General features: G+C 49.2%; 14 protein-coding genes and 1 pseudogene. 10 read left to right on the forward strand and 5 right to left on the reverse strand.

Annotated elements, in window-relative coordinates:
• The first annotated feature begins 15 nt into the window (after nucleotides 1–15).
• From ACFOLF_RS29350 to ACFOLF_RS29365, 4 genes are all read left to right on the forward strand, one after another.
• Entirely contained in the window at nucleotides 16–903 is an 888-nt protein-coding gene (locus ACFOLF_RS29350) for a carbohydrate ABC transporter permease (RefSeq protein ID WP_379112779.1), read from the forward strand.
• Entirely contained in the window at nucleotides 903–1,742 is an 840-nt protein-coding gene (locus tag ACFOLF_RS29355; RefSeq protein WP_210037510.1) for a carbohydrate ABC transporter permease, read from the forward strand. The genes ACFOLF_RS29350 and ACFOLF_RS29355 overlap by 1 nt, the downstream gene beginning before the upstream one ends.
• Before the next feature lie 400 nt (nucleotides 1,743–2,142).
• Nucleotides 2,143–2,577 carry a DUF1641 domain-containing protein gene (locus ACFOLF_RS29360; protein ID WP_210037511.1) on the forward strand — a complete coding sequence of 145 codons (435 nt, stop codon included), beginning with the start codon at nucleotides 2,143–2,145 and terminating at the stop codon, nucleotides 2,575–2,577.
• Nucleotides 2,578–2,604: 27 nt separating this feature from the next.
• The gene (locus ACFOLF_RS29365) at nucleotides 2,605–3,783 is read left to right on the forward strand and encodes an NAD(P)/FAD-dependent oxidoreductase (protein ID WP_210037512.1); all 1,179 of its coding nucleotides are present in this window, start codon (nucleotides 2,605–2,607) and stop codon (nucleotides 3,781–3,783) included.
• A gap of 143 nt (nucleotides 3,784–3,926) precedes the next feature.
• Here ACFOLF_RS29365 and trhO read toward each other — a convergent pair whose 3' ends face one another.
• The 4 genes from trhO to ACFOLF_RS29385 all read right to left on the reverse strand — a co-directional run bounded on the left by trhO (nucleotide 3,927) and on the right by ACFOLF_RS29385 (nucleotide 7,707).
• Nucleotides 3,927–4,841 carry an oxygen-dependent tRNA uridine(34) hydroxylase TrhO gene (trhO, locus tag ACFOLF_RS29370; RefSeq protein WP_379219566.1) on the reverse strand — a complete coding sequence of 305 codons (915 nt, stop codon included), beginning with the start codon at nucleotides 4,839–4,841 and terminating at the stop codon, nucleotides 3,927–3,929.
• Between the two features lie 83 nt (nucleotides 4,842–4,924).
• Complete coding sequence (locus ACFOLF_RS29375) at nucleotides 4,925–5,587, reverse strand: TetR family transcriptional regulator (RefSeq protein WP_210037513.1); 663 nt, start codon at nucleotides 5,585–5,587, stop codon at nucleotides 4,925–4,927.
• A 152-nt stretch (nucleotides 5,588–5,739) separates the two neighbouring features.
• On the reverse strand, nucleotides 5,740–6,564 hold the full coding sequence (locus ACFOLF_RS29380; protein ID WP_379112776.1) for an oxidoreductase: 825 nt from the start codon (nucleotides 6,562–6,564) through the stop codon (nucleotides 5,740–5,742).
• A 402-nt stretch (nucleotides 6,565–6,966) separates the two neighbouring features.
• Nucleotides 6,967–7,707, reverse strand: a complete 741-nt coding sequence (locus tag ACFOLF_RS29385) for an SDR family oxidoreductase (protein ID WP_210037514.1) — start codon at nucleotides 7,705–7,707, stop codon at nucleotides 6,967–6,969.
• A gap of 205 nt (nucleotides 7,708–7,912) precedes the next feature.
• On the opposite strand from ACFOLF_RS29385, the gene ACFOLF_RS29390 reads away from it, so the two are divergent.
• Nucleotides 7,913–8,494: a TetR/AcrR family transcriptional regulator gene (locus ACFOLF_RS29390; protein ID WP_210037515.1), complete on the forward strand. Its 582-nt coding sequence runs from the start codon at nucleotides 7,913–7,915 to the stop codon at nucleotides 8,492–8,494.
• 108 nt (nucleotides 8,495–8,602) lie between these two features.
• Here ACFOLF_RS29390 and melA read toward each other — a convergent pair whose 3' ends face one another.
• Nucleotides 8,603–10,015: an alpha-galactosidase gene (gene melA / locus ACFOLF_RS29395; RefSeq protein ID WP_210037516.1), complete on the reverse strand. Its 1,413-nt coding sequence runs from the start codon at nucleotides 10,013–10,015 to the stop codon at nucleotides 8,603–8,605.
• 180 nt (nucleotides 10,016–10,195) lie between these two features.
• Here melA and ACFOLF_RS29400 point away from each other — a divergent pair, with 180 nt between their 5' ends.
• The 5 genes and pseudogenes from ACFOLF_RS29400 (at nucleotide 10,196) to ACFOLF_RS29420 (ending at nucleotide 15,824) form a co-directional block, all read left to right on the forward strand.
• On the forward strand, nucleotides 10,196–11,176 hold the full coding sequence (locus tag ACFOLF_RS29400; protein ID WP_210037517.1) for an Ldh family oxidoreductase: 981 nt from the start codon (nucleotides 10,196–10,198) through the stop codon (nucleotides 11,174–11,176).
• A gap of 328 nt (nucleotides 11,177–11,504) precedes the next feature.
• Nucleotides 11,505–11,918 (forward strand): LytR/AlgR family response regulator transcription factor, encoded by a 414-nt coding sequence (locus tag ACFOLF_RS29405; protein ID WP_379112950.1) that lies wholly within the window; start codon nucleotides 11,505–11,507, stop codon nucleotides 11,916–11,918.
• A 196-nt stretch (nucleotides 11,919–12,114) separates the two neighbouring features.
• Nucleotides 12,115–13,057 (forward strand): annotated as a pseudogene (cysK, locus tag ACFOLF_RS29410) (cysteine synthase A).
• 42 nt (nucleotides 13,058–13,099) lie between these two features.
• On the forward strand, nucleotides 13,100–13,678 hold the full coding sequence (locus ACFOLF_RS29415; RefSeq protein ID WP_210037519.1) for a GNAT family N-acetyltransferase: 579 nt from the start codon (nucleotides 13,100–13,102) through the stop codon (nucleotides 13,676–13,678).
• 502 nt (nucleotides 13,679–14,180) lie between these two features.
• Nucleotides 14,181–15,824: an extracellular solute-binding protein gene (locus ACFOLF_RS29420; protein WP_210037520.1), complete on the forward strand. Its 1,644-nt coding sequence runs from the start codon at nucleotides 14,181–14,183 to the stop codon at nucleotides 15,822–15,824.
• Nucleotides 15,825–15,837: the final 13 nt, after the last annotated feature.

Below are 15,837 nucleotides of genomic sequence, written 5' to 3' on the forward strand. Positions count from 1 at the left end.
ATAAGGAGCAAGGCAATGATGAACGATTCGACTGCAATGAAAATTAAACCGGTTATGCTGCTGGCTTTGCTGGTTCCGGGATTGGCCGTGTATACATTTGTCATGATCGTGCCGCTGGTGTTCTCATTCTATTACAGTCTGACCGATTGGACGGGGGGGCCGGTCAAGCAATTTATAGGATTTGACAACTACCTGCAGCTGGTCAAGGATCGACTGTTCTGGGATTCCTTCAAGAACAATTTGACCATTATGCTTCTGACGCTGATTATCCAGATGGGACTGGCCTTTTTTCTGACCACTTTGTTCATGTCCAAGCTGATGCGTATGAAGGAGTTTCATCGAACGGTCATTTTTTTCCCGGTTGTCTTGTCGGCGGTTGTTGTGGGCTTCATCTGGCAAATGATCTACAGCCGCGATTACGGCATTTTGAATGCGGTTTTGACCTCCGTCGGACTGGAAAGCTGGATTCGGCCCTGGCTTGACGATCCAGGACTGGTCATCTATTCCGTTGCGGTACCGCTGATTTGGCAGTATCTGGGGATCCCGCTTATTATTTTTTTGTCCGCTGTACATGGGATTCCCAAGGAGATTTACGAGACTTGCGAGCTGGACGGGTGCACGGGCTTCAAGAAAGCAAGATATATTACATTTCCGCTTATTTACGACACGATTAAAGTTGTCATGATGCTGAGCATCTCGTCCAACATGCTTGTTTTTAGCCATATCTATGTCATGACGGGCGGAGGGCCGGGGACGAGCTCCATGGTGCTGGCGCAGTATGCTTACAAGACCTCGTTCACAAGCATGCAGCTGGGCTATGGCAGCGCGGTGACGATGGGGATGTTCGTGCTCAGCTTTGGCATCGTGCTAATCTTCAAACGGTTGACGGAGGTGAGGCGGTGATGTCCGTTCGACTGCTTTTAGGAAAAACCGCGGGATATGTGTTAAATGCGGCCATGCTTGTTTTTTCCCTGAGCTGCATATATCCGATCGTCTGGATTATGTATTCATCCCTGAAAAGCAAAGACGAATTTATGCTGGATTCCGTTTCTTTGCCGGGACGTCTGCAATTCGGTAACTACTACAAGGCGTTTGTGGAAGGCGAGATGAGTCAGTATTTTATAAGCAGCACGCTCAACAGCGCGGTCACTGTCATTGCAGTTGTCGTACTGTCCTTCTGCATGGCATATGCGCTGTCCAGATTCAGGTTTCGGGGACGCAGCTTCATTTACATCTTTTTTATTGCGGGCATGCTCATACCGGTCTACGGGCTGATTGTTCCGCTGTTTCTGCAATTCAAGCAGCTTGGCTTGTACGACAAATTTTACACGCTCATTCTGCCTTATATCGCAATCCGGCTGCCGCTGCCGATTTTTCTGCTGGAGAGCTATATCCGGACCATTCCGAAGGATTTGGACGAAGCTGCCTATATGGACGGCGCCTCCACCTTTTACACGATGACCCGGATATTGTTCCCGCTGTGCAGCCCGGTGATTTCCACCGTGATTATTCTGGTGTTTCTGGATACGTGGAACGAGTTCCCGTTCTCGCTGGTGCTCGTCACCAATGAGGCGTTCAAGACGCTCCCTGTGGGGCTGACCAACTTCTACGGCCAGTACACGACAGATTACACCACCCTGATGGCGGCGATGGTGTTGTCCATTCTGCCGGTCATGCTGGTATACCTGATCTTCTACAAAAATATTATTCAGGGAATGACCGCAGGGGCAGTCAAAGGATAAAATAACGCCCGCAGCGGCGAATCACCGATGATTGCTGTTAAAAAATAACCGGCAGCGCGATATGCGCGCAGCCGGTTTTCTTGTTGAAAAATTCTCATTGGCCCAGGTAGAATAAGCAGCCTGACTATCCCGCATAATAAATCCAGATCCGCCATAAAAACAAAAGATCTGACAATTTGTTTTGGGGATGCAAAATTCGTCGTTTAGGTATACAATAGATACAGATGTGACCATGTCGTTCGCATCAGTCTGGATACGGCCCACCTCTATGATTCTATGTGAAGATTTTCACTAAGAAGGCTGATAGATGAAAAATTATTACATTCCGACTGATTAGAAGAGTATCCGTTTTCAGCAGCGAGCCGGCACTATTTATTTGAATGAAGGAGGAAACGTGCAAATGTCAGAAACAACTGTACAACAAACAGAAGTTACCGCAGTACAAGCAGCTGCCAAGCCGGATGTGCTGGATCAACTGCTAAAGCCGGAAGTACAAGAGTCCTTAACGGTATTGGTGGAACAATTGCCGAAGCTTACCGAAATGATGACTCTGCTTACCAAAACGTATGATCTTGCTTCAAAAGTGGCAACGGACCGCGTGCTTATTCAAGATATGGTCGGAGGCCTTCAAGAGGTGGTAAAGCCGCTTGAGAAGAAAGTCAAAGGCTACGCATCTGCCGTTATCGAAGCGAATGACCGCGCTGAGCAAAGCGAAGCAACCATCGGTTTGTTTGGCATGCTTAAGCTGCTGAAAGATCCGGAGCTTCAGAAAATGCTTCGTTTCAGCCAAGCTTACCTGGATATTCTGGGCGAAAGAAATAAAAAAGACGAATAGATTAATCATTCAGAACGGAGGATGAACGTGAGTAAACATATTCTTATATTGGGCGGCGGTTACGGCGGCTTGTTGAGCGCTCTTTCGGCACGTGAGCATCTGTCGGCAGAAGAGGCTACAATCACAGTCATTAACCGTGTTCCTTCACATCAAATCATCACGGAACTGCACCGTCTTGCGGCGGGCAATGTGGAAGAGAAGGCGGTTGCCCTGCCTTTGGAGAAGCTGCTTAAAGGCAAGCAAATCAACGTTAAAGTCGGCACGGTTCAAAAGATCGACGTCGCAGGCCGTTCAGTGAAGCTTGAGGGCGGAGAATCCTATCGTTATGATTCCCTGGTTCTTGCTCTGGGCAGCGAAACGAACTACTTCGGTATACCGGGACTGCAGGAAAACAGCCTGACCCTGAAATCCGTACAGGACGCCAACCGCGTCTACGCGCATGTTGAAGACCGCATCCGCGAATACAGCAAAACCAAAAACAAAGCGGACGCTACTTTCGTTATCGGCGGCGGCGGACTTACAGGCGTGGAGCTTGTGGGCGAGCTGGCGGACGAGCTTCCAGGCATCTGCCGCAAGAACGGCGTAGATTTTGCCGATATTTCGCTTTATCTTGTTGAGGCTATGCCAAGCATTCTGCCGATTTTCTCGGCCGATCTGATTGCGCGTGCAACTTCAAGCCTTGAGCAGCGCGGCGTTAAGTTCCTGACAGGCCTTGCCATCACAGAAGTGAACGGATCTGTTGTCAGCCTGAAAGACGGCCAAACGATCGATACGAGCACGCTGGTATGGACAGGCGGCGTTCAAGGCAGCACGCTGGTTGCCGAAAGCGGCGTAGAAGTAAACCGCGGCCGTGCCACGGTCAATGAATTCCTGCAATCCGTATCCCATCCGGAAGTATTCCTTGCCGGCGACTGTGCGGTTGTCTTTGGTCCCGAGGGCCGTCCTTACCCGCCGACAGCACAGCTGGCCTGGCAAATGGGCGAGCTTGCCGGCGCCAACATCGCAGCTTTCTTCAACGGCAGCAGCATGGACACGTTCAATCCGGTATTCTCCGGTACTCTGGCGAGTCTCGGACGCAAAGATGGAATCGGCAGCATTGGCGGCAGCGGCATCGAGCTGAAAGGCACGCCGGCTTCCCTGATGAAAAAAGCGAGCAATGCCCGCTACCTGGCTCATATCAACGGCTTGTTCTCACTCGCTTATTAAGATTCACCAGCGGCACATTTCTATTCATACCGGCAGCGCCGATTTCAGCTTCCTGAAATCGGCGCTGTTTTTTATAAAAAAACCACTTATCCATTCCCGGCTGCAGCGGGAGGGTAAGTGGTTGGTTGCATTTTGACCGTAAGTTAGATTGCCTGCGAGAACGAGCTGCATTCCTCGGAACAATAATGATTGTGCAGGGTTTCGCATTCGTCGCAGATAATATGCTGGTGATGGCAGAGATCATTGGCGCAGTTGATGTAACGGTCGGCGGGCTTGGCGCAATGATGGCATTGTCCCACCACATTGGCTTCCTCCGTATGATTGATGGGGATGGAGATCCGCTCATCAAACACATAACATTTGCCGTCGAATAATCTGCCCTTTACTTCCTCATCCTGTCCATAGGTGACGATGCCGCCATCCAGCTGATAAACGTCCTCGAAGCCTTCCTTCAGCAGAAAGCTGCTCAGCTTCTCGCAGCGTATGCCGCCGGTGCAGTAGGTCAGAATCGGCTTATGCTTATTCTCGCTCAGGTTCTCCCTGATCCATTCGGGAAACTCCTTGGAGGTCTCGATGTCCGGACGGATGGCGCCGCGGAAATGACCCAGGTCATACTCATACCCATTGCGGCCATCGAGCACAATCACGTCATCGCGCTGCAAATATTCATAAAATTGCTTCGGAGCGAGCCGCTTGCCGCTCTGGAGAGTAGGGTTGATATCTTCCTCGTTGAAGCGGAAGGTGACCAGTTCCTTCTTGTAGCGGACAAATATTTTACGGAAGGTATGTCCTTCGACGGCATCGATCTTGAAGACAATATCAGCAAAAAGAGGATTCTGGCGCAGATCATGCATGTATTGCTCCGTCTGCCCGATCGTCCCCGATAAGGTTCCATTAATTCCTTCGTCGGCTATCAGGATGCGTCCCTTGATGCCAAGCTCTCTGCAGTAGGCCAGATGCTCCTGCGTAAATTGTTCCGCATCGGGTACGGCGATAAATTTGTAAAACAATAATACATTGTACTCGGATTGCCCGTTCACTTTCTTCACCTGCTTCATTGATTGTAAAATACATTCTATATATTTTAACATAACGTGCTTGATTAACAAACGGAAAAATATTATAACCGGCGCCAGGCTTTTTAATTAATCTTCAGCTTTTCAAATAATCCAACAAGATAATAATCCATTGCGGTCAGTGCATTTTTCTTGAAATCTATTCTGAAACCCTCCAGCTCATGGTCGTCAATCGCTTTAAGCAGCACCTCGGGCATGCTTGCCATATTGGCATACCCTACAATAATGGCGTTCTGAGCCAACAGTAAATCGTAAAAAGCTTCAGCATTTAATAAACTCACTCTTTCAGTCAATAAGCGTACGATATGATCTAATATTGCGTACAACCCCGTGCTGTCTTTAACGGCTGTTTCTTGATCGATATTCTTTTCCAGAATGGTATTCTTTATGGCGCTCAATCGGATCAACATGGAATCCTGGTCCAGAATGCTTTCCATCTCGCTCAGAAAAAAGGTTTTGAATGCTTCAAGTGTCATGGTTTGAAAAGGAAGAAGGACATTCACGAAATTCTGAAAGCGTTTCTCGTATTCGAGGAAAAGCATTTCCATAAATAGAATTTCTTTCGTGCTGTAGTAATAAAACAACGTCCCGTTTGAAACTTTCGCCGCTTTCGCTATATCACTCATTTTGATTTTATCAAATGTGCTGTTCTGATACATTTCACGTGCGGTATCTAAAATCAGCTTCGCTTTCTCTGCTTTAGCGCTTTCCGTCATGGCTCTTTTCATTGAAACCGGCACCTCGATCATTAACTTCTATGTCGACTTGCAGTCAATCGTAAGTAATACATGCAGGATTGTCAAGGAAAAGGACAAATACCCTGACTTCAGATTGAGCATCCTCAAACTGGAATCAAGGTATTCTTAGCAAAGCTTTGTCTTTATTTCATTTGACTCATAATGAGTCTGTCAAAGTTCCTGTCGCTAATCCATTTTCGCAATATAATCAAGGGTTTGGCCATTTTTCCGACAGCGTATCTGATTTTGGGATTCTTCGCTGCGATTGCTTTTGAAACGATATTTGCCACAACGCCAGGGGATGAACCGCCTCCTGCCTGATAGGAGCTTTTGGTTGTCTTCGCAACGGCCTCTGCCAGGTCCTTATACGGACCGTTTCCAGAGGTTTTCAGCATAGGCTCGCTCATCACATCTCCGAATGAGGTCTCAATAATTCCCGGCTCAATAACGATGACATCTATTCCAAACGGCTTCAATTCGAGTCTCAAGCAATCGGACCATCCTTCCAGCGCATGTTTGGTGGCATGATACCATGCGCCAAGCGGCGTGTAGATTTTTCCGCCTACAGATGAAGTATTGATGATGATTCCTTTTCTTTGTGCTCTCATGTAAGGCACGACAAGCTGGGTCATTCGGGCCAATCCGAAAATATTCACTTCAAACTGATATCTCGCATCATCCATGCTCACTTCCTCTACGCTCCCGTAAAGACCAAATCCGGCGTTGTTGAAAAGCACATCAATTCTTCCTTGTTCCTTGATGATTTTATCGATACAAGCTCTGATTTCTTCCTCTATTGAAATATCCATTTTTACTGTTATCGCGCCTGATTCTGTTAGATCGCGCATTTGTTCAACCCGCCTTGAGGCGGCATAAACAATATGACCTTCGGATAGAAGCTTCTTTGCGGTTTCCTTGCCTATACCGGATGATGCACCCGTGATCAAGATGACCTTTTTACTCATCATTCATTCCTCCGCCCTGAATAATTATTTAGTGTATAATTTGTCAACTACAGTTATTGACTCAAAATCAATTATAATTGACTATGAATCGATTATAATTGACTCAGAGTCGATTGTAAAGGCGGATTTTTTGGTGATACATCTTTTGGAGGCTATATGGAGCCGCTAATAAGTGGATGAACGCGAGTATTCCATCAATGACAAGTCCGCTTGCGCCCAGGCGGTTCAACGCAAACATCATGTCTGCATTCGCTATCCGCGAAAAGTCGCAGCGGGATGAAAAAAGGCAGCTTCGCATTGAGCGAAGCTGCCCTAAAATAATTCTATTTTTATTGAGCATAAAAAGGACGACCATAGCTTTGGAGAGGATCCCTTAAGACGTATTTTTCCATCAGGATGATTGCATCAGGGTTGTATTGTCGGTCTGATAATAATCTCATTGACTCCGGTATCCTCGGGTTCATTAATGGCATAGGCAATCGCTCTTGCGATACTGAAAGGCGAGATGGCCATGCTTTTCATTTGACTTGCCATCGCTTTTATTTCAGGACTGCTGATCGTATCGGTCAGCTCCGTATCCGTAAGTCCCGGGGAGATGATGGTGGACCGGATATTGGAGGAAGGAGATTCCTCCTGGCGCAGCCCTTCCGAAATCGCTCTGACTGCAAATTTTGTAGCGCTGTACACGGCTGCGGTCGGACTTACCTGATAACCTACAACCGAGGAGACGTTAAGGATATGTCCCGATTTCTGCTCTCTCATGGTTGGCAAAACAGCGGCGATGCCGTACAAAACGCCTTTGATGTTAACATCGATCATTTGATCCCATTCCTGGATCTTGAGTTCATTCAAATGGGAAACCGGCATAATTCCGGCATTATTCACAAGCACATCGATCCGGCCATATTGCTGCAATGCAAACTGTGCCAGCTTCTGCATGTCCTCTGATGAAGCTACATTCGTTGGTATATAAACAGCTTCTCCGCCGTCTTGTTTAATATCGTTCACGATGGTTTGCAGACGATCCTCTCTTCTTGCCGCCAATACGACCTTTGCGCCCTGTTGGGCCAATAACTTCGCTGTTGCTTCACCTATTCCGCTGGATGCTCCCGTAATAATGATGACCTTGGATTTCAAGTTTTCCATTCGTTATCGCCCCTTAAAGGAATTTTGTTATTGCTTTCCTGCTATGAAACTGGTGTTGGTTATTTAACGGCAGTTGATTATCTTACTGCTGTTGATTATTATTATATAGAGAAGAGAAGTTAATTCAATCGCTAATATACTCGCTTTTGTTTCATATCCAACAGCAGCACCGGGAATGTTCAATAACAGGGGAGGCAATGGCAAAATGGCAGCGGAAACGAAAATAGACCGCCGGATTCTGCGGACGAAGGAAGCCATCAACAAGGCGTTTCTGGAACTGTTTTCAGAGAAAGAACTCGATCACATTACCATTAATGACATTTCGGAACGGGCAAATGTAAACCGGGGAACCGTCTATCTTCATTACACGGATAAATATGATCTGCTTAATCAATGTATAGATGACCATTTGAACAAAATGTTCCATGCCTGCAAATTCAACGAGTTTAATCAGGTGCAAACCGGTCTGATTGATGCGCTGAAGCCTGCATTCGTTTATTTCGAGGAGAATTACCTGTTCTTCTCTTCCATGCTTGCCAATCAAAGAACAACCGTATTTCGGGAACGCCTGATGCAAATCATTGCGTCAACGGTAGACCAGAAGATAAAAATGAATGACATCAATCAGGAAATGGATAAGGAATTGATTGCCCAATTTATGGCCTCAGCCTTCGTGGGTACCGTGGAGTGGTGGATTCTGAATAAAATGCCGCATCCGCCTCAATTTATGGCTGAGCAGCTGTGGAGATTATTTGAACGGAACGATATTTATCCTCTGGACAGATAGAGCGAAAAAACAAGACTGTGAAAAATAAAAGCTCCTGTCCGGCAATAAGCCGGGCAGGAGCTTCTATAATAAGTCAGTGTCCAGCAGAAGGGCAGGGTTCCAATCACCCTACCTGGCAAGCTCGCCAAATCTTGAAAATATCGCGAGCGCGGGATCGATAGGAACCTCGGCGCGCTGTACGTCCTGGGGGATAGCGATGGTGGGAGTCGCTCTTGGCTTCCTGCCGGCAAACTGCGGCAGCCACTGGGCTTCCGCCTCCAGCATCTCGGTGACCATCTCGCGGATTTCCTTCAGAGAAAGCACCGCTGAGGTGAGAGGGTCGAGGGCGCAAGCATGGACAACCGCTTCCGGATCGCCTGTCTTGGCGGCGAGAACAGCTAGACGCTGCACATTAATATTCGTCATATTGAGCGCCATGCACTGCGGCGGCAGATCACCCAGCAGCGTACGGTTCAATCCTGTCCGGTCCGCATAGATCGGTCCCTCCGCGCAGCATTCATCAGGCAGATTGGCGATCATTCCGCTATTTCGGACATTGCCGTTGAACTTGAAGGGCTTGCCTGTCTCCAGCGCTTCTATAATATAGGCGCAGTATTCCACGCTCCGCTTCGGCAGCTTCGTCGGCTCGTTATCCATGATATTCGGCTGATTGTACTTGCCGGCCACATAAGCCGACCACTCGTAAGCCGCGCCGGATTCTCCGCCGAAGGCCGGTTCGTCGCAGTAAAGCGCAAGCTCTCTGGCATTTTTGCGGAACCAGGGGACATATTCGGAGAGATGGCCCGTCGACTCCGTCATAAAATAGCCGAAGTGGCGGAACACTTCCCCGCGCACCTTCTCATTGACATAGAATTCCGGCTGCTCGAACTTCTCCCGCAGCAGGGGATACAAATCCCGTCCCTGATGCTCCAGCCGGAGAAACCAGCCCATATGATTAATGCCAGCGCTTACATAATCGATCTCCGTCTTGGGCAGACCGACGTAACCTGCGATCAGATCCAGCGTCGTCTGCACGCCGTGGCAGAGCCCGACGAATTTCACTTTGGTTTCCCCGAGCGCCCAGCCAATCATCGCCATTGGATTCACATAGTTGAGCAGAAGGGCATTCGGACATAGTTCTTCCATGTCTCTGGCCACATCAAGAATGACGGGAATGCTGCGCAGCGCCCGGAAGATGCCGCCTGGTCCAAGCGTATCGCCGATACATTGATCCACGCCGTACTTAAGCGGAATCTTATAATCCATTTCGAAGGCGGAGACGCCTCCCACCTGGAAGGTGCAGATGACATAATCGGCGCCGGTCAACGCTTCCCGCCGATCCGTTGTAATGGAGACTTTGGACTTCAAGCCATTCTCCGCAATGACCTTGTTTGCAAAAGCCTCCACTTGAGCTGTCTTGGAGGTGGATGGAGCCATGAGTACAAATTCTGTCTCCTCCAGCGCTTCCGTCGCCATAATATCCAGCATCAGTGTTTTGCAAAATACAATGCTGCCAGCTCCTATAATCGCAACTCTTCTCATTTTGTGTTGAACCTCCTTATGGTTTCTGCATGCCCTCATCATAGCATGATTTGTTTTCCAGCTGAACGGTTGTCCCCATAATTATAATCAAGAATATGAAGCGGAATGGCTGAAATGATACAATGGTAATTACGCCGGGCGAGGGGTACAATGGCGATAGATGGGAGTGTTTAAACAAATATGAATATTGAACAAGCAAATCATACGAGGGTGGAACCGGAGAAGCTGCGCGGTATTATTTCCGCATTGGCGAAGAGTGCCGGAATGCCTGAAGAAAAGGCTTTATTTTTGACGGATATATTGGTTCAAAATGATCTCCGCGGCGTACTCAGCCATGGAACCAGACAAATGGCCACCTATGCGCGTATTATGCGCGAGGGGTTGATTAATCCTGATCCGCAGATCAGCACTACGAATGAGGCTCCTTCAACAATCGTGGTCGACGGCGATGGAGGTCTTGGTTATTTTGCCGCTTACCGCGCAGTGGAGAAGCTTGCGGATCGTGCCCGTGAGCAGGGGATAGCGGCTGCGGTCACACGCAATCACGGCCACATCGGCGCAGCCGGCATTTATTCCCGACTTCTGGCCGAGCAAGGCCTTATTGGCTATGTCACCTCCGGGCATCAGCTGGAGCTGAAGCCCGAGGATTCGATTATGAGAGCGGCGGGCGGCTCGCCGATGTCGTTCGCGGTCCCTTCCGGCGAAGAGGTTCCGATGGTGCTCGACTTTGGCGCCATGCATGATTTGTACGCCGATTCCCCTCATGTGGACGAGCTGTTCAAGCTCGCGCCCGGCCTTGTATTTCGCAGTATGGGTCTGGGTTTCATGTGTCAGGCGCTTGGCGGTTTCCTTGCAGGGGTACCGGCTGCTCCGTCCGGGGGAGGCAAAAGCTTCAACGGAGCGAATCAAGGCTCCTTGATTATTGCCCTTGATATAAGCCGGTTTATTTCCCCGGCAGCCTTCAAGGGAGAAATGGATGCCTATATGAGGATGACCCGCACCATGCAGCCTATGCCAGGGTATGACCAGGCGACGCTTCCCGGCGTTTTGGAAGCACAGCGCGAGCGGGACTGGACAATCTCTGGAATACCTGTCAGCCGGGAACATAAAGCCGATCTGGCGGCAGCCGCGGCTGAATTCGGACTGGAGCTTCCGTTCTAATAGCCGGGAGTCGGGGCAGGGGATGGTTGTTTCACAGGAGGCCAATCGATCCCGCTGCAAGGCTGCCAAGAAAGTGCCGGTTTCCAAAATATGGCAGCCGCTATGAACAAATTAGAGCTTGATATCAAGAAATACCAGGGCAGCTCCCTGGTATTTCTTTTTTTTGAATTACAGAAGAAAGTATAAAATCCCTCATGCTTGTCATGTACAGATTTTGTACAGGTGCGGTTGGTATACTGCATTGAATACAGAATGACTGCCCAACAACCGCTGCTGTATTTGGTGAACGGCCGGGCGGGAATGCCGAGGTGAACGCAAGTTGAGAGCGATGTTGATCGATGATGAACGATTGGCTTTGAAACAGCTCAAGAGAATGCTGGAAGAAGTTGTGGGCGGTGTAGAGATCATTGAAATGACATCAAATCCGGTGCAGGCTCTCGAACGGTCGGAGGAGCTTCAGCCCGATGTTGTATTTCTGGATATTCATATGCCCGGTATGAACGGATTGAAGCTGGGCGAGAAGCTGCAGCAGGCGGTGCCGCATGTAGAGATTGTGTTTGTAACGGCTTATGATCAGTATGCGGTCAAGGCATTTGATATTTGCGCGCTGGATTATATTTTGAAGCCTGTGCATCCAATTCGTCTGCAGCAGACCGTAGAGCGTGTGAGACAGAAAATTATGCTGGTCAGGGAGATAGACGGGTTATCTCCAATACCTTGTCCGGAATCGTCACAGATCTGATGTGCTGTGAGCAGCCATGTCCGGGATCTGCAGGGAAGTAACTTACGATAAGGAAGGCGGTAGTCTACGTCTTCTTTTTTTTGAATTTTATAGCTGCTATAAGAATCGCATCCGGATGGTATTTATTTACTCGCCAAAATGGCTATGCTAGTATGATAATACCAACTTCTCAAGTTGGAATTGAAGGCTCGGAGTGATGACATTGCCCGGAATTGCTAAGAATCTGACTGATCTGATAGGGAATACGCCGCTGCTTGCGCTCACCAATTTCACCAAAAAATATCATGTCGAAGCTAAACATCATCGTAAAACTGGAATCTTTTAATCCGGCAGGCAGTGTAAAAGACAGAATTGGCTATGCCATGATCAAAGATGCTGAAGAACGGGGAATTATTCATGAGGATTCCGTCATTATTGAACCGACGAGCGGGAATACGGGTATTGGTCTTGCCTTTGCGGCCGCGGCGATGGGATACAGATTAATTATTACGCTGCCGGAAAATTTCAGTATGGAACGCAGGAAGCTCCTGGTCGCGCTCGGAGCGGAATTGGTGCTTACCCCCGCGAATGAAGGAATGGCCGGAGCCATAAGAAAAGCCGAAGATTTAGCGGCAATAACCCCTCATTCCTATATCCCCCAACAATTTAATAATCCGGCCAATCCGCAAATTCACAGAACAACAACCGCTGAGGAAATCTGGAGAGATACAGATGGAGAGGTAGACATTTTTATTGGCGGTGTCGGCTCGGGAGGGACGATTACAGGGGTAGGCGAATTGCTGAAGGAGCGTAAGCCATCAGTCCGAATCATCGCTGTAGAACCTTTTCATTCTCCCGTCCTCTCCGGAGGCAGCAAAGGGGTTCACAAGATCCAGGGGATTGGCGCGGGATTTGTTCCGGATAACTTTAACCGGTCCATTGTGGACGAAATTATTCAGGTGAAAAATGAAGAGGCGTTCGATACGGCGCGTAAGTTAGCCCGGGTTGAAGGTCTGCTTGCCGGAATATCATCGGGCGCCGCCGTATTCGCCGCACTCCAAATCGCCAAAAGACCGGAAAATAAAAACAAAAATATCGTTGTCGTGCTTCCGGACAGCGGCGAGCGCTATTTGTCCAGTGATCTTTATCCGGATTCATAACGGTACATGTGTACGTAAGATCAGCATGAAGGAGTGACTATTATGGTAGAGAACATTTGGACAGGCAGCAAAGTAAGGTTGCGTTCAATAGTACCTGGTGATTGGGAGAAGTTTCATCACAATGATTATGATACTGAAACCGCCAGGTTATGCGATGTCACACACTTCCCGAGATCGGAAGAAGGCACGCGATCATGGGCGGATAATCAAGCCTCTCTCGGCCCTGATAACGATAATATTATGCTGGCCATTGAAACACATGAGGGCGAGTTGATCGGAAGCATCAATACCCACAGCTGTGATGCAAGGCATGGAACCTTTAAGTACGGTGTTGCGATATTTCGGGAGCACTGGCGGAAGGGTTACGCAGCAGAGGCTGTCAGGCTGCTGCTGCGGTATTATTTTGAGGAGCTGCGCTACCAGAAAGCAACGGCGCATGTTTATGCTTTTAACGAAAGCTCCAAAGCGCTGCAGGAGCATCTTGGGTTCCAGCAGGAAGGAAGACTCAGAAATATGCTGTTCACGAAGGGACAGCATTATGATGAGCTTGTCTACGGCCTGCTCCGGAGTGAATATGACCAGCTGAAAAAAATAGGAAATCTGGCTGACAAGAGCAGTTAGAGGAAACGGCTTCTTGACGTAGAATTATTTGATTAGCGCGATTGATAATCAGGGGGAGGTAATAACCTTGATTGTTTTAAAAATAATTGGAGTCTCGATTATTGTACTTGCGCCGGCTTATGAGTTCTATAGAAGACGTTTATGGAGAAAATCAAATTCATTCGACTCCTTTTGAGGAAGCAGGCAAGCCGGAAGTAGCCCACACCGGTCCGAATGCCGGTGATTAGGGGCCTTTGCATCAGAGTGATGAAATTTCATACGGGATCACAGGAAACCGCCTGCAGGGGCGGTTTTTTTGTCGTTCTGATCATAAGAAACTGATTTTGGCTGTCAGCGATAGCCGTTATTCTTGCGTTATGATCAATTCAATTGGCGTTATGATCAATCTGCCTGGAACGAAATCGGCATCGGATTTGCTTTTTTGCTCATATCGGGAGAAGCCGGTTATCCGTTAGTCTATGGAGGAGATGCATCTCACTAAACGACCAACGGAGGTTAGGGAATGAAAAGACTGTTCGCAACTGCCCTGAGCATCGTGCTGCTGGGCACATTATTAATCGCGTGTTCTTCTAATGGGGGGAACGCCGGCAGCGGCAATACGAATACGGACAAACCGGCGAATGAGACAGAGACGCCTGCCGAAACGACTGCGACAACCTATCCGATAAAGACGGACGAGAAGCTCTCCTATTGGGGAGAAATCAACGGCAATCTGATCGGTGTCAAAGCATCGCATAGCGAAGTTCCGTTCTTCCAGGATTGGCAGAAGAAGACGGGGGTATCGCTCGAATTCACGGCTCCGCCGACCGGCCAGACGCAGGAAGCGCTCAACGTGATGCTGGCTTCCGGCGACCTGCCGGATATGATCGAATACAACTTTCTGGGCTTTCCAGGCGGGCCCGAGAAAGCAATCAATGACGGTTATATCCTCAAGCTGAACGATCTGATTGACAAGTATGCGCCGAACCTGAAGAAGTTCCTGCAGGAGAATCCGGACATCGACAAAATGGTCAAAACCGACAGCGGCAGCTACTATGCCTTCCCGTTCATCCGGGGAGATGAATATTTGCGCGTGTTCCAGGGGCCGATTATCCGCAAGGACTGGCTGGACGAGCTGGGTCTTTCCGTTCCGGAGACGATCGACGAGTGGACCGCAGCCTTGACGGCCTTCAAGGAAAAGAAAGGGGCGGCGGCGCCATTCTCGGTAGTCAGCAAGCCGCGCTTCTTCAATGAATCCGGCAACGGCGCGTTCCTGGGAGCGTTCGGCGTGAACCGCGGCTTCTATCAGGAGGACGGCGTGATCAAGTTCGGACCGTCGGAGAGCGGCTTCAAGGAGTACCTGAGCCTGTTCCGCGATTGGTACCAGAAGGGCCTGATTGATAAGAATGTTGCCACTGCAGATTCGAAGGCGCTCGACAGCAGCATTGCTTCGGGCGCTACAGGAGCAACCATTGGTAATGCGGGCGGCGGCATCGGCAAGTGGCAGCCGCTTGTGGAAGCGAACAATCCGGAAGCGGTGCTGGTGGCTGCTCCCTATCCGGTATTGAAGCATGGCGATATGCCCAAGTTCGGGCAAAAGAGCATGGCTTATGCTTCCGAAGGAACCGTAGCCATAACGACGGCTGCGAAGAATCCGGAGCTTGCGGTCCGGATGCTGGACTACGGCTACAGCGAGGAAGGCAGGATGTTCTTTAACTTTGGCACGGAAGGCGTCAGCTATAATCTCGAGGACGGGTATCCGAAGTATACCGATCTGCTGATGAAGAATCCGGACAAGCTGGCTCCGGCACAGGCGATCTCCATGTATGCCCGCGCCAGCTACAACGGCCCTTTCATACAGGATAAGCGTTACGCCGAGCAGTTCTTCGCCCTGCAGACGCAGCGCGATGCGGTTACGACCTGGCAGAAAACGGACGCCAACAAATACAATCTGCCGCCGATCACGCCGACGCCGGAGGAGAGCTCGGAATTCGCCACCATTATGAATGATATAAATACGCTTGTGGACGAGATGACGCTGAAAATCATTTTGGGCTCCGAGCCGCTGGATCAGTTCGAGAGCTACGTTGCGAAGATGAAGTCGCTTAATCTGGATCGGGCGATTGCCATTCAGACCGCGGCTCTGGAGCGCTATAACAGCCGGTAAAGAATGAAAATCC

Origin of the sequence: Paenibacillus sepulcri (assembly GCF_042647105.1) — a bacterium.
GTDB lineage: Bacteria > Bacillota > Bacilli > Paenibacillales > Paenibacillaceae > Paenibacillus_Z > Paenibacillus_Z sepulcri.